Below are 13828 nucleotides of genomic sequence, written 5' to 3'. Positions count from 1 at the left end.
TTCTAGTGATTTCGAGGAATAATATCTTCGGATCAGAATTCTAAATCATAAAACTCCCGGCCGGGATAAACTTAAAAATTTAAATAATATATGAAAAAGTTTATCTCATCAGTGACAGCAGCAGTTGCTTTAATATCAGTAGTATCTTGTAGAGAAATAGAAGAACTAACAACAGTACCAGAAAATAATATTAGTCAATCGGTAAATAAAAAAGTGGAAGAAAATTCCTATAACAGAAAAATGAGCGACTCAACTAATGTGAGTACTCATATTGATGAAGGAGATCCTCAGAAAGATAAAATAAAATGGTAGCAGAGAAATATCTGTTGACCTTTAAAATGAATTTATATTCTCAAATATCTGTAGTGCGCAATACTGGCTATTAGTGGAATTTTAAATAAATATTTTTTAATGGGTACTGAGGAAAAGTTCCGTCTCAGTTACCTGATATAAGGAACACTAATTTTTTTATGAAAAAAGTAATCTTATCCTTAGCTTTTATGCTCATCGGCTCTTTTGCATTAGCAAATAATGCTGAAAATGTTTCTAACGGATCAGCTGCAAAGTGTGCAGATGAAACTCCACAAAAAAACAATGAATGTAAATTTATTGAATATAAGTTCGTGGCTGGTGATTGTTTGTACCGCGAGTGTACTGTAACGTCACAACAAGGTCCTGACGGAAATACATACACTGAAAAAACATGTGGTCCTTGGGTAAGTGTTCCATGCCCACCTTCAGGTCCTCAGAAGCCTGTTTTGTCGCTAGGCTAAAAAAAATGATGGCAAATGCATTATGCATTTGCCATTATACAATAAATGACTGTTTTTAAAATCATTATATATGACTTGTATCAAATACATCTTTATCTTATTTCTACTGCTAACTTCTGCAGGGAAAATTTTTGCTCAGGATAGTGGAAAGATTTACTATAAAAAGACCCAGAAAGAGCGTGGTGCAGTAAATCAAAATGAATGTATTCTGTTTTTTAACACGAAAAATTCTTATTTTCTAAATAAAACAGAAGCCAATTCAACTCAACCTTATGTTGACAAGGACGGCTCGTTGATAACTCCCAGCAATACAATTGAAAGCATTGCAAAAAGACCTCAATTTGTTTTTTACGATAGACATAAAAATAGTTTCTACACTAATAATATTAACAACGATCAGGAAATATTAATCAGGTTAAATCAGGATAATGGGAATTGGGAATTGACTGAAGAATCAAAAAAAATTGACAAATATACTTGTCTAAAAGCATCTAAAGAGATTAACGGAAAAATTTATACTGCCTGGTATACACCAGAAATTCCTTTGCCATACGGTCCTATAGCCGTCAATGGTCTTAAAGGTTTAATTCTCGAATTATACACCAATGATCAGTCATTAAGTTTCGTTTTTGAGAAACTTGAATCGAGTGATAAAAGTATGGAAGGTCTTATTGCATCTTACAATTTTGAAAAATCGATTTCCTATGATGAATACCTGGAGCTTAAGAAAAAAAGAGCGGAAGAGTTCAGGAGAAAAGCATTGGAGAATGCTCCTGTGGGAGCCAGAGTCATAGAAGATAAGGAATGTAAAGAATGTAACCGATGATTAAAAAAATCAGCATCTTTTTTATTTTAGTACCTCTAATTTTCTCATCACAGACGAAGAGGTTTTTTTACAACGTAACTTTCAAGACAAATGCGGCTGTTGAAGAAAGTGTTCAAAAAGATCTTGTTGTTCTGGATATATCTGCTGAAGGAAACTTCTTTTACAGCAATGAATATCTGCATGTAGATTCTATTAATAAAGCTACAAACAAAAATCTCTTTTCTTATCCAAATTTTAAAAAAATTATCACCTGGAAAAAGTCAGATCAGAAATTTGAAATGCTTAACAACCTTTCCATGAATTTTTACGTTTTTAAAAGTCAAAAAAATATTCAATGGCAGCTTTCAGAAGAAAGAAGAAGAATAGGTAATTTTATAGTACAAAAAGCAACTTGTCTATACGGTGGTAGAAAATGGAATGCATGGTTTACAAATGAAATACCTCTTCCATTCGGTCCTTATGTTTTCTATGGTCTTCCAGGACTTATACTTGAAATAGCAGATGAGGATAAGGATTATATATTTTCATTTGTCCAAAACAAAAATTTTGAAGAAACTTATGATACTCAAAAGCTTCTAAAAAAATACTTAGGAATCAGAAAATTTGAAATTACGGAAAAAGAATGGAGAAAAATTCAGATGAATTTTTATGAAAATCCAATTCCTGAATATAAAGAAGGGAATGCGATAATGCTTAAAAATGACGGAACTGAATATTCATCTCAGGACTACAAAGAAGTTGAAAAAAGTATCCGTGAAAACATCAAGAAAAATAATAATCCTATTGAACTTGATGAAAAAATAGATTACAGATAAGCAAAGTTTCTGAGTTCGGTAGAATCAAGTTAAAAAAATCCCCTTCCAGTTTCATAAGATAGAAAAAATACGTCCTAATTCATAAATGTCAAATTTTTAGGATTGGTTATTTGTCTTTTTTGAAATCATCAATTGAAGAGATTGGAGTTCTTGAGGGTTTCATTATAATGATTTACAATCTGGAAGATGTAGTAGTGCGCAATACCATATTGACAGATTTTAAATAAATATTATTACACAAGGGCTAAATAAAGTTCCACCTTAGCTCTTTAACTATCTGGAACACAATTTTTATTATGAAAAAAGTATTAGTAGCAGGAATGCTGGTTTTCGGAGCAACCTTAGGGTTTGCCAACACTTCACTAATGTCTAAATTTGTAAACACAGTTGGTGATGCAAAAGTTGATGCATTTGGAACTTGTACCTATACTATTGTGACAACAACGTATTGGTCAGATGGGACAACTTCACAGTCAAGCCAGACTTATGAACTGTGGGCGTACAGTTATACAAATTGCCAGCAACTTGCGCAGGCTCACGTTGACAGATTAAACAACGGAACCAACTAAATTTAACAAGAACCGCCAATATTTTTGGCGGTTCTATAAATATAACTTTATGAAAAACAGTATTATATATTTATTTATACTTTTTCTTTTTACCAACGCTCTGACTGCACAGGATAAATCAATTCGTGTTAACTATGTTTTAGAATATGGAATTGTAAAAAACAATGAATCTTTGATTGCAGACGGTAAATCAGCATTATACTCCAATGACCCTCTCATATTGGATAACAAAAATAATGTTAAAAGTAATGCAGATGAATTAAAGTTTGAAGTTAATCAGAAGACAATCAAACTGGATAAAATAGAGACTTTTTCGACTTATGATTCTCCGGTAATTTATCAAATTCAGTATAAGGATAATAACAGCCGTATCGTAATAGAGGATACAATGCCTGAATTTAATTGGGTAATCCAAGGCGATGAAAAAAAGACAATTGGAAATTTTCAATGTATAAAAGCAACATGTCTGTTTAGAGGTACTAAAATTACAGCATATTTTACTGAAGATCTTCCATTCTCTGCCGGACCCTGGAAATTTGGAAAATTACCGGGATTGATTCTGGAGGTTTTCACAGAGGACAGTGCATTGAAGTATCACTGGCATGCGGTGGATATTAAATATCCGTTCGAACATAAAAACGTTATCAGTTTTAATAAAAGCGAAAATAAAGATTTAATATCTATGAAAGAATATATGGCAAAAAGAGATATTGAAATTAGAGAGCGAAACGAAATAATTGATTCAAGAAAACCACAGGGAGTATCGTTGCAAAAATCCACAACAACCCGATTAGGTATTGAAAAAGTTTTTGAATGGGAAAAGTAAAAAAATCTCTTTCTTCAATCTTCATAATATTTTTATGCCTTTATGCTAATGCCCAAATAACAATTCAGGGCAAAATTTCAGATTTAAAGGGCTTACCTATTTCCGGTGCGAGCATTATTTTAAAAGATGTGGCAGGAAATACGCTTAGCTATACACGCACCAATGATCAGGGAGTCTACACGATTAAAACACAAACATCAGATAAATACCTTCTCAGCATAAATGCAATTGAATTTGAGAAACAAACCTTTGAAATTTCTAAAAGCGCACCAAATCAGTTACAGGAATACAATTTTGTTCTCAACCCTAAAACAGTCGAAATTGAGGAAGTAGAAATAAAAAGAACATCACCAATTGTCATTGAAAAAGACAAGATAATTTTTGATGCAAAATCTTTCAGTCAGGGCAATGAACAGGTCATTGAAGATTTACTGAAGAAAATTCCGGGACTTAATGTCTCTGACGATGGAACAATCAAGGTAGGTAATCAGGAGGTAGAAAAGGTGATGATTGAAGGAGATGATTTTTTTGAAAAAGGCTACAGAATTCTTACGAAAAACATGCCGGTCAATCCGATTGACAAAGTTGAATTACTTCAGAGATACTCCAATAATAAACTGTTAAAAGATGTAGAAAACAGTCAGAAAGTTGCATTGAATCTAACACTCAAAGAAGATTACAAAAGAGAATGGTTTGGAAATTTGGAGGCAGGGAGCAGTATTGCGCCCGAATCGAGATATGATGTAAGAAGCAATATAATGAATTTTGGAAAGAAAAATAAATATTATTTTTTAACAAGTCTGAACAATATAGGAGTTGAGTCTACCGGAAACACGGATTATATTATTACGTCGACCAATCAGGAAGAAGCTTCCGGAATAGGTAACAATCAAAAGATTAATCCGTTTCTTAATCTTGACTTTTCAATGCCTAATCTTAAACAGGACAGAATCAATTTCAATAATAATGAACTTGTCTCCTTGAATAGTATATTTAAAATTTCTGAAAAGGCAAAACTGAAAATTTTAGGGCTGCTCAACACTGATGAAAATGACTATTTTAGAAACAGTACGCAAAGTTATCTTTTAGGAGAAGAGAGCTTTATTAATTCTGAAAATTTCCAAGGACGGAAAAAAAATATTACGGCTATTGGAAAGCTTGATTTTTTTTATGATATCTCAGAAAACAAATCCTTGGAGTTTATCAGCAGATATAAGTATTCAGATGAAAGAAAAAAAAGTAGTTTATTATTTAACAATATTCCCATAGCTGAACAGCTGAGCAACCAAAACAGTTTTTTTGATCAAAAATTGGTATATACCCATAAATTTCAGAATAAAAATGTGTTTTTGCTTACTGGCAGATATATTACAGAAACTCTTCCTGAAGACTATTCTGTGAACCAATTTCTTTTCAATGATCTTTTTCCAAATCTGTCTGCGAATAATACCAATCAGATTAGTAAAAGAAAAATGCAGTTTGCAGGTATTGAGGGGCATTTACTTTCAAGGAAAGAAAATGGAAATCTTTTGGAATTTAAATTCGGTAACCAATATCGAAGTGATAATTTAGTCACTGATTATCTTATCAAAAATAATGAGCATGTCATTGTACAACCTTCAGAATATCAAAACAACAGACAGACATCAGTTAACGACTTATATGCTGTAGGAAAATATCAGTTTAATTTTGGAAAAATCAATCTTCTAACACAGGTGCAGGGTCATAAGATATCTGCTGTCAGTGAAACGGTTTCATCAAAAAACATTTATTCAAATTTTTTCATTAATCCAAAATTTTCTTTAGAATGGAGATTCAATGACAAGAATAAATTTCTTGGCTCATATTCCTACAATAAAGCACTAGTTGAGCCAAAAGATATTTACGGTCAGTTCATTCAAAATGGTTACCGATCTTTTTCCAAAGGTCTTGACGATTTTAATCAACTGGCTTCGTCTATTGTGAGTGTAAATTATGAGTTCGGTAGTTGGGGGGATAAATTTTTTGCCAACGCATCAATTCAGTATTCTAATAATCATGATTATTTGAGTACCAGAACATTTATAAAGGAAAATTTTTCACAATCAGAATCAATCATTATTAAAGACAGAAATACAGTTATGCTGAATACTGATGTTAACCGATATTTCAAACCACTAAAGTCCAATCTCAAATTAACAATCGGATTATCCCAATCCAATTTTGAAAACGAAATTAATAATTTGGGACTAAGATCTGTTGAAACGACAAGTCTAAATTACGGTGCTGAAATGCGTTCAAGCTTTAAAGGTTTTTTTAATTATCATTTAGGCTCCAGATGGAATACATCAACCGTAAAAACAGGTATTTCAAACTCTTTTACAAATAATTATTCCTTTATTGATTTATTTTTTATCCTTAATAAAAAAGTTAATTTTGAGCTTAAAACTGAGAGATATTTTTTTGGAAATCTGGATAAAGGTAGTAATCAGTACTATTTTTCAGATTTCAGATTCAGATACCATATTGTTGAAAATAAGCTCACCCTATCGGCTGTCGGAAATAATCTTTTTAACACAAAAAGTTATAAAGACTTCATGATTAGTGATGTCAGCATTTCGAAGACGGAATACAAGTTATTACCCAGATATCTTCTGTTGAAACTGGAATACAGATTCTAAATGGTTTATCATGAAAGATGATATTTTTGTCCACTTAAATTTGATTTTATACTGATATTTTTTTATTTCCGAAGCTTTTTTCTTTTCTTTAACTTTCTGGCAAATTCTTGCTCTTCGAAATCCTCAGCCTGTAGTAAAGGTAACAGACCACCGAAATCATCGATGATTGAAGCTTTATTGTTTTCATACTGATTCATAAATTCAAATAAGTGAAGTTGTTCTTCAGAAACTATTCTTCCAGGATTTTCTGTATTTATTATATCTTTTTCTGTAGGATTATCAACTTTAGGTGTTTTTTGATCATTCCAAAATTCATTAAACACGTTAGCTGAAAAATCTTTGCCCAATTGTGATCCCTTCCACACTGACTTTGCATTATGATCAATAAACGTAATACCGAAAACTCTTCCGCTGTCATTTTTGTAAACGACCGTATCTACACCGACTTGGGACAGTTTTTCTTTAAAGCTTATCTCATTATTAGTCTGCTGTAAAGCTTTAATAATTTCAGTCCGTATCATATTCCTGTCCTTACTACTTTTCATTTCTGCTTTGCAAATATCAAAATGCTTCTGTAACATTTGTAATCCTGAGTTCTTGCCAAATAAAGATGATTTGAAAGGTTTCCCGGATTTCTTACCATGATGATTAGTTGGAAAATAAAGCAGTCCTTTTTGAGATTTCCCCTGTAATAAACCTTCAACCTTTTCCGATGTTATATTATAAACAGATAATAAAGCATTGTATTCTCCAAAAGACTGAAATTTATAATGTAAGGAAAGGTGGCGAACTACAGATGCAATTTGACTTTTTACATCTCCACTGACATAGTTTACAGGTTTAAATATTTTTAAGTTCTGGAGGTTCTTTCCATCAGCAGCATTTCTTAATCCAAATTTTTCTTCCAGCATACGACAGGTCTTCATAGATTTAATCTTCTCAAATTTATCGGAGATCTTCTTACCATCTTCATCTACACAGACCGAAACAATATGGATATGACTTCTATCAATATCGGTATGTTTGAACACTACAAATGGCTGATTTCCATAGCCCATTTCATTCATGTATTGCTGAGCCATCTCTCTGTACTTTTCATCTGGTACTTTATCTGTAGGATCGGGATTTAATGAAACGTGCAGTGTATGCTTCTCAGTATTTCTATTGTTAATAAGATATAAATCAAATGATTTTGCCAATTGAGAAACTGAATATTTTCCGTCAGCGGTCTCAATTATTTTATTTGTCATTATAATTTCACCCTTATTTTGTTCAATCTTTTCATTATTGTAGGATAAAGTACCAAAAAGATTACTGCTTCTGCCAATTTTTGCTACCATCTTACTATGATTTTTTTAAATATTTTTGATCAAATTTTTCAGTTACCTCAATCACCTTTTTAAAAATATCAACCATTTCTAATGTTTGTTTTTCTAATTTATACAGAAATGCAGCTGCTTTTTTTTCTGAAAAATTAGTATAAAGTAATTTGATAAGTTGATTGTAATTGACACCCACTGAACGGAACTGACTGTGAAATGATGTTAGACGCATGTAAAAGTCTACAGTTCCTCTATCAATTTTTATCGTTTTAACCGTCTTATCAAATATGCATGATGTTATAAAATGAGCTTTAACTCTCATTCCGGACTGATCAAAAAGTTCAAGAAATTTTGAATGTTCCACTTCATTAAATGAAATCGTATATCTAATTTTTGCAGGATCTGCTTTTGGTCGCCGTCCTGTCTTTCTCTTTCTATTGTTATTTTTTTCTTCCATATCTATCCATTAAATTATTATATAAAACATCGACTTCGGAGATTGTTTTTCAGCCCCCTGCAAGGGCAAGTTGTTTTCAGCATCCGAAAATATTTCGAGATGCTCAAAACACAACTTGCCCCTTTCGGGTGAAAGGAAGAGCTTTTAATTGAATAGATGTTTTACACCTTTTTATTTCATTACTACAACCGATCAGGACTCCTAAGTCTTCTATAACAAAGTAAAAAACTATGGTTTATACAGATAGCTAATCAGAGATTGCCAAATGGCGACACTGAAGGTCAAAAACTACCATTAGAAAAGACCAGAAAGAGAAATATTATTCATTTGCAGCAGAGTGATTGCTGGAATTCCTAACTGCATTGAAGATTGAAGTTTTGATTTCTTGCAGTCCTGCTTTCAGGAATGCAGTCAATAGAGAATTCGCTTATGATAGAATGTATTCTGTAATTCAATCTGTCAGGTTCGGAGGATGGGATGCATTCGATAAGTACTGAGAGAATGCAACTTTTATCTCAGGAAGCCCTGCTTATTAAATTACTGGCAAGATGGCTCGTCTGAGATAGAGTCTGCTTGAAAGTTGGCAACCCTTCACTTTTGATAATTAAGTTTAACAAAAAATAAAAAATGAAAACAGAAAAGCAACCAACAATTATTGCCTTTTCCACTCAGAAAGGAGGTGTAGGAAAAAGTACGTTTACAACACTGATCGCAAGTATTCTTCATTATCGAATGGGATATCAAGTTGCTGTCTTTGACTGTGATTTTCCACAGTACAGTTTACTTCAGATGAGAGAGCGGGATTTGAAAACCGTAATGCAGAACGATGTTCTAAAAAAGATAGCCCATAAACAATTTACAAGCATAAATAAAAAGGCTTATCCCATTTTTCAAAGCAAGTCAGATCTGGTATTAAGAGAGGTGGAAGAATATCTTGATAGTATAGAAATAATACCAGATGTGATCTTTTTAGATTTACCCGGAACAGTTAATACTGCAGGTATTTTAAAAACACTTACCAATGTCCATTATATCTTTTCTCCTATTACCGCTGATCGTGTTGTCTTAGAAAGTACCTTAAGCTTTACAGATGTCCTGACCAATATTCTAATGAAAGAAAACAAAACCGAGATTCGCAGCATCCAACTATTTTGGAATCAGGTCGATGGAAGAGAAAGAACGCAATTATATAAAAATTATGGTAAAGTCATTAGTGATTTAGGACTTCATCTTATGGAAACTACAATTACAGATAGTAAGAGATTTAGGAAAGAAGGCGAAGAAGTAGCAAAAACAGTTTTTCGTTCGACATTACTGCCGGCAGATCCCAAACTTATCAGTCAATGCAGACTTGACCAATTTATAGAAGAGTTTTTAAGAATCATCAAATTATAACTGGATGGAAAATGAGAGAAAAAACAGTGAAGATAAAGCTATAGATGAACAATACTTGATGTCGATCATGGCAGGCAGTCCCAAAAAAGAGCTGAAGATTGAAGAGTTTGATTCCACAAAGGAAAAGCAAGTAACAAATCAAAAAGCAAAAACAAAAATAAAAAGGGAGAATGAAATCACTTATGTGGAGCAGTTTCTCACTCATCATACAATGACTAAGCGAGGTGATAAAAGTATTTATATCCGTCAGGAATACCACGAACGGCTGTCACGCATAATACAAATCATAGCCGATGACCATATACCTTTGTATGCCTATCTTGATAATATTCTGGCTTACCATTTCGAAATGTTTGAAAAGCAAATCACAGATGATTTTAACAATAAATACCGTCCAATTTTTTAATATATCTTTTTATGGAACAAATAATCATAATAGTCCTGCTAATTATTATCATTCTAATTCTTTCGGAGAGAAAAATTTCAATCGATGTCCGACGGAAAGAAGCTTCTGATATAGAAACAGATCTCCCATCTATGATGGGCAGTACAAAACAGAGAGAAAGACAGGCTTTGCCAATCAGAGACAATGAAAGACAAGTTGAATCTCCTTCAATGACTGTAAATAATTTTGATTCAGAAACTAACGAAGAATTATTGGGCAATGAAGGTTTGAGTAAAAATATTGATGATATTTTATTCAAAAATGTAGATTGGGAATTAGAGGAAGAAGATTGGAAGTACAGGTATTCTAATGTTGAAAGCGGTTTTGCTACAGGGGTTACCTTTCAGGAATTGAGTACTGTGGGTCAGCTTCTTCAGGAAGAAGTACTGGAGTCTGACTTAGAAAAGCAAGCAGTTGATATTATTCAAAAAGTTCACGGAACCGAGCTTTTTAATTTATTAGAAAATTCTTTGGGCGAAGCTTCAAAGCGAATTTCCAATTTGTTGAAAGAAAGCATTTCAAATGATAACGAAATCATTTTCTCTAAAAAAAGTAATTCTTCGGACAGTTTCGATATTGGGGAATTTGTTTAAACAAATTCCCTTTTTTATGATTGAAATTATTTAATAAATCATATCTGGATGACGTTTGATGATAATAATTATTCGTTCAAAACATTTTATATTTTGGTTTAACCTACTCACAAAAAAGCGGTGATTTACTTTTAAGTGAAAGGTTGAAGTATATGTAAAAATATTCTATAATTAAATACCACAAAAGTGGTATTTCTTAAGTCAGACAATGTTATTATCTTAGACGAAACTAATATCATTAAACCATGAAAAATCAATTTATTTTTGAGGGATACCCTCATGAAATTCTCTTAAGATTAAAAGCCCTACGAATCAGTCAATCTGAAAATAATGAACTGGGAAAATCAAATAAAGCCGTTATTGAAAATAACCTTCTGTGGAACAAAGATATTTTATCTGTAAGTTTTAAAGGGGGAGATTTTAATTTGATTAATAATATAGCTACTGTTGCTCAAGAGTGGACAAAATATGCAAATATCAAATTTGATTTTGGTATTGATCAAAATAAAAAAACTTTTCGAAAATGGGTTAACGGTGATTCTTCTGATATAAGGATAGGTTTTGAGGATAAAGGATATTGGTCATTTGTTGGTACAGAAGCACTAAATCTTGAGCTGTGCCCTCCTGGATCACTGACTATGAATTTAGAGAATTTTAATATTCAGCTACCCACAAATTGGAAAAGATTAATTCTTCACGAATTTGGTCATGCCTTAGGTTTTCATCATGAACATCAGAGTCCAACGGTACAATGTGATTTTGATTTTGACAAATTATATGCTGATATGTCACAATTGGGGTGGTCAAAGGAGCAGGTCGATTATAATTTTCAACAATTATCAGGACATGGTTTGTATTTCACCAAACACGATCCTTTATCAATAATGCACTACGCTTATGATGAAGAATACTATGAATCAGGAAAAAATTCTCCATGCTTTATTAATTCAGAAAATCATAGTCTTTCAAATTCAGACAAAGTAATTGCTAATAAAGCATACCCGTACAATAAACCTCTGAAGGGTGACTATTTTCGATTTTCGCATAATGAGGAAATCTCAAATATTTCTTCATTAGCCGAGCTAGGTGATGGTGAGGATATGGGAACCAGAATTATTGAAGCTATTTTGAGAGCTTCTGGAAATTGGATAACTGATCCCAATAGCATAAATCCAACGGTTGAAAAGATTTCGGACCATATAAAATCACAGCACGCAAGAGATTCAATGTACACATCGGTTGAAGAGATTATAATGGATTACAATAAAGAAGCAGAAGTTCATCCCGATGATCTGGCTGAGTTTGAGATATTTCAAGAAGTTATCGACTACGCATTTAGCAAAATCTAAAATTATGAATAGTATAAAAATGACACTGATTTTCTTTCTAATCAGTACTTTCATTCTTGCGCAGAATAATGATAGCGTCGATACAAGTAGTTTCTCTTATCAAGAAATTAATTTATTAGAAAAAGAGAGACAGGATCTAAAAAGAGAAATGTTTAAATATAAAGACAAAACTGATTTAACAAGACGGAAATTAGAAAAAGAGTATGGGATAATAACAAAGAAATATCATTTGTTAAAAAATTCATTGGATTCGAAAACAGTTAGTGCAGATAATACACCCATCGAAAAATTTCTGTCCAAAATTACCATTCAAAATGAAATTGATCCTTTACCAGATAAACCCGATCCTGCAATTTTCCAATTAACATTTCCAAAAGGAGCAGACGATTCCTGGTTGATCGATGCTGCCATAGGATATAATTTTGAAACAAAAGGGCAATGGATAAGAGATGTAAACTCAGAAATAGATTTTAAGAAAGGTAAAAAAAGATGGAGCTTTACCCCCTTGTTTTCTTACCATAGAAATACATTGGTTGAAGAAGAGCAGTACAATTGGCAGACTGGTGTATCGGTAAATTTTGCAAATATCAATAGGAAACCTAATGATAACGTTATGATATCTCATTATGCATCAATGAGTTTAAAATACTCTCGGAATGTCATTGATTCAGTTCAATCATTTTTATTTACTGGTCAGTATGATATTTTTAGAAGTGGGATAAGAGGTATTAATCTAGGAACAAATACTTACACAAAAAGTCCATTTCTGCAGTATTTTTCCATTACTCCATCTTATCAACTGCAATATAACTTTATGGCAAATTCGAAAGCTAAAGAAGGATCAATTTTACGTCCGCAATTTGTGGTAAATTACGAAATAGGATCTAATCTGGAAAGAATTCAACGTGATGCCAAGAAGAAAATTTCCTTAAGTCTCGAATATACTGGTAGGTACGATGTTGCAAATTCTACGGGGATACGAGAATATTACACGCATTTGTTTAAAACTGGTCTAAACTTATATTTGCTTAATGATCCAATGACTGTTACAATTAGTGGCACATTCAACTACGGATCAGATCCAGCTAAAGGCTTGCAAAATCAGCAGTTTTGGCTTTTAGGATTAAAATTACAGAAAAAGTAACTGACTTGAACAATTGATTTTCTAACTAAATTCTTGTGCTTTAGATTTAACAAAAAACTAAACAACCTTTAACATGATAACATTAACTTCAATACTAACGTTTGAATCTAATCCTATTCAAACTGGAATTACAAATGGAGAGAGCTGGATTGCAGTTTCTCCGATTTTAATTTTTGGAATAATTTTATTAAGTGTATTCTTAAAATTAAAAAAGGATAAAGTTTCGCTTAAAGATTTGCTTTTAGATAAGAGTGTGGTCGTCGAAATGGAAGAACAAAAAACAGAAAGGTTTGTTGCTTTAAGTAAAGTCGACGATATTACTCCCGAAACGCTAAAAGAAACTGTAGCTAATAATTCAGCAGGTGAAAACTCTGATCCACCAAAAAATACGAGTGTCAGCCGTTTTTTGGCATTTATCAGCGGATTAATTTCAGTTGGTTTAAGTTGCGTTATCACTTGCTTTTATATGTGGTCGTACTTTGATACTGCTGATCCATCTAAACTTCCGGATTTAAACAATCTGATGACAGTTCTATTATCCTTGGGAATAGGTGTAATTCCCTATGCATTTAATAAGTTGGGATCAGCAGTAAAATAATATTTTGAATTAAATAAAGATTTTTTAAAATTTAAGGAAGAGACTATTATAAAAAG

At 32.3% G+C, this 13828-nt stretch carries 15 protein-coding genes; 13 read left to right on the top strand and 2 right to left on the bottom strand.

The genetic code is table 11. The features are described 5' to 3' along the window. Positions 1–90: 90 nt before the first annotated feature. The 7 genes from AC0NBN_RS07075 (at position 91) to AC0NBN_RS07045 (ending at position 6469) form a co-directional block, all read left to right on the top strand. The gene (locus tag AC0NBN_RS07075) at positions 91–312 is read left to right on the top strand and encodes a hypothetical protein (RefSeq protein WP_160812855.1); all 222 of its coding nucleotides are present in this window, start codon (positions 91–93) and stop codon (positions 310–312) included. A 188-nt stretch (positions 313–500) separates the two neighbouring features. Next, positions 501–773: a hypothetical protein gene (locus AC0NBN_RS07070; protein WP_160812856.1), complete on the top strand. Its 273-nt coding sequence runs from the start codon at positions 501–503 to the stop codon at positions 771–773. Positions 774–843: 70 nt separating this feature from the next. After that, complete coding sequence (locus AC0NBN_RS07065) at positions 844–1599, top strand: GLPGLI family protein (protein ID WP_160812857.1); 756 nt, start codon at positions 844–846, stop codon at positions 1597–1599. Then, positions 1596–2414: a GLPGLI family protein gene (locus tag AC0NBN_RS07060; RefSeq protein WP_160812858.1), complete on the top strand. Its 819-nt coding sequence runs from the start codon at positions 1596–1598 to the stop codon at positions 2412–2414. Before AC0NBN_RS07065 ends, AC0NBN_RS07060 begins: the two co-directional genes overlap by 4 nt. Positions 2415–2710: 296 nt before the next feature. After that, positions 2711–2983 (top strand): hypothetical protein, encoded by a 273-nt coding sequence (locus AC0NBN_RS07055; protein WP_160812859.1) that lies wholly within the window; start codon positions 2711–2713, stop codon positions 2981–2983. 49 nt (positions 2984–3032) lie between these two features. Next, positions 3033–3809 carry a GLPGLI family protein gene (locus AC0NBN_RS07050; RefSeq protein ID WP_160812860.1) on the top strand — a complete coding sequence of 259 codons (777 nt, stop codon included), beginning with the start codon at positions 3033–3035 and terminating at the stop codon, positions 3807–3809. Beyond that, positions 3797–6469: a carboxypeptidase-like regulatory domain-containing protein gene (locus tag AC0NBN_RS07045; protein ID WP_160812861.1), complete on the top strand. Its 2673-nt coding sequence runs from the start codon at positions 3797–3799 to the stop codon at positions 6467–6469. Before AC0NBN_RS07050 ends, AC0NBN_RS07045 begins: the two co-directional genes overlap by 13 nt. Positions 6470–6531: 62 nt before the next feature. Here the strand turns inward: AC0NBN_RS07045 and mobB are convergent, their stop codons facing one another. Further along, positions 6532–7809, bottom strand: a complete 1278-nt coding sequence (gene mobB, locus AC0NBN_RS07040) for a conjugal transfer protein MobB (RefSeq protein WP_160812862.1) — start codon at positions 7807–7809, stop codon at positions 6532–6534. A 4-nt stretch (positions 7810–7813) separates the two neighbouring features. Next, positions 7814–8248 (bottom strand): conjugal transfer protein MobA, encoded by a 435-nt coding sequence (mobA, locus tag AC0NBN_RS07035; protein WP_160812863.1) that lies wholly within the window; start codon positions 8246–8248, stop codon positions 7814–7816. Positions 8249–8875: 627 nt separating this feature from the next. On the opposite strand from mobA, the gene AC0NBN_RS07030 reads away from it, so the two are divergent. The 6 genes from AC0NBN_RS07030 to AC0NBN_RS07005 all read left to right on the top strand — a co-directional run bounded on the left by AC0NBN_RS07030 (position 8876) and on the right by AC0NBN_RS07005 (position 13772). Beyond that, positions 8876–9643 carry a ParA family protein gene (locus AC0NBN_RS07030; RefSeq protein ID WP_160812864.1) on the top strand — a complete coding sequence of 256 codons (768 nt, stop codon included), beginning with the start codon at positions 8876–8878 and terminating at the stop codon, positions 9641–9643. Positions 9644–9647: 4 nt separating this feature from the next. Beyond that, a complete protein-coding gene (locus AC0NBN_RS07025) occupies positions 9648–10049 on the top strand; it encodes a DUF3408 domain-containing protein (protein WP_160812865.1) in 402 nt (133 codons plus the stop codon). Positions 10050–10060: 11 nt separating this feature from the next. Continuing rightward, positions 10061–10681, top strand: a complete 621-nt coding sequence (locus AC0NBN_RS07020; protein ID WP_160812866.1) for a hypothetical protein — start codon at positions 10061–10063, stop codon at positions 10679–10681. A 245-nt stretch (positions 10682–10926) separates the two neighbouring features. Beyond that, on the top strand, positions 10927–12030 hold the full coding sequence (locus AC0NBN_RS07015; RefSeq protein WP_160812867.1) for a zinc metalloprotease: 1104 nt from the start codon (positions 10927–10929) through the stop codon (positions 12028–12030). A gap of 4 nt (positions 12031–12034) precedes the next feature. Further along, a complete protein-coding gene (locus AC0NBN_RS07010) occupies positions 12035–13174 on the top strand; it encodes a hypothetical protein (RefSeq protein WP_160812868.1) in 1140 nt (379 codons plus the stop codon). A gap of 73 nt (positions 13175–13247) precedes the next feature. After that, positions 13248–13772, top strand: a complete 525-nt coding sequence (locus AC0NBN_RS07005; RefSeq protein ID WP_160812869.1) for a hypothetical protein — start codon at positions 13248–13250, stop codon at positions 13770–13772. Positions 13773–13828 lie beyond the last annotated feature (56 nt).

The sequence above is a fragment of the Chryseobacterium sp. L12 genome, from assembly GCF_056133985.1.
This window is presented reverse-complemented; position numbering and strand designations above follow the sequence as displayed.

Coding starts and splice junctions, on each gene's coding strand:
- AC0NBN_RS07005 (WP_160812869.1), top strand. CDS start 13,248: ATGATAACATTAACTTCAATACTAACGTTTGAATCTAATCCTATTCAA.
- AC0NBN_RS07060 (WP_160812858.1), top strand. CDS start 1,596: ATGATTAAAAAAATCAGCATCTTTTTTATTTTAGTACCTCTAATTTTC.
- AC0NBN_RS07070 (WP_160812856.1), top strand. CDS start 501: ATGCTCATCGGCTCTTTTGCATTAGCAAATAATGCTGAAAATGTTTCT.
- mobA (WP_160812863.1), bottom strand. CDS start 8,248: ATGGAAGAAAAAAATAACAATAGAAAGAGAAAGACAGGACGGCGACCA.
- AC0NBN_RS07065 (WP_160812857.1), top strand. CDS start 844: ATGACTTGTATCAAATACATCTTTATCTTATTTCTACTGCTAACTTCT.
- AC0NBN_RS07015 (WP_160812867.1), top strand. CDS start 10,927: ATGAAAAATCAATTTATTTTTGAGGGATACCCTCATGAAATTCTCTTA.
- AC0NBN_RS07055 (WP_160812859.1), top strand. CDS start 2,711: ATGAAAAAAGTATTAGTAGCAGGAATGCTGGTTTTCGGAGCAACCTTA.
- mobB (WP_160812862.1), bottom strand. CDS start 7,809: ATGGTAGCAAAAATTGGCAGAAGCAGTAATCTTTTTGGTACTTTATCC.
- AC0NBN_RS07030 (WP_160812864.1), top strand. CDS start 8,876: ATGAAAACAGAAAAGCAACCAACAATTATTGCCTTTTCCACTCAGAAA.
- AC0NBN_RS07020 (WP_160812866.1), top strand. CDS start 10,061: ATGGAACAAATAATCATAATAGTCCTGCTAATTATTATCATTCTAATT.
- AC0NBN_RS07050 (WP_160812860.1), top strand. CDS start 3,033: ATGAAAAACAGTATTATATATTTATTTATACTTTTTCTTTTTACCAAC.
- AC0NBN_RS07075 (WP_160812855.1), top strand. CDS start 91: ATGAAAAAGTTTATCTCATCAGTGACAGCAGCAGTTGCTTTAATATCA.
- AC0NBN_RS07025 (WP_160812865.1), top strand. CDS start 9,648: ATGGAAAATGAGAGAAAAAACAGTGAAGATAAAGCTATAGATGAACAA.
- AC0NBN_RS07045 (WP_160812861.1), top strand. CDS start 3,797: ATGGGAAAAGTAAAAAAATCTCTTTCTTCAATCTTCATAATATTTTTA.
- AC0NBN_RS07010 (WP_160812868.1), top strand. CDS start 12,035: ATGAATAGTATAAAAATGACACTGATTTTCTTTCTAATCAGTACTTTC.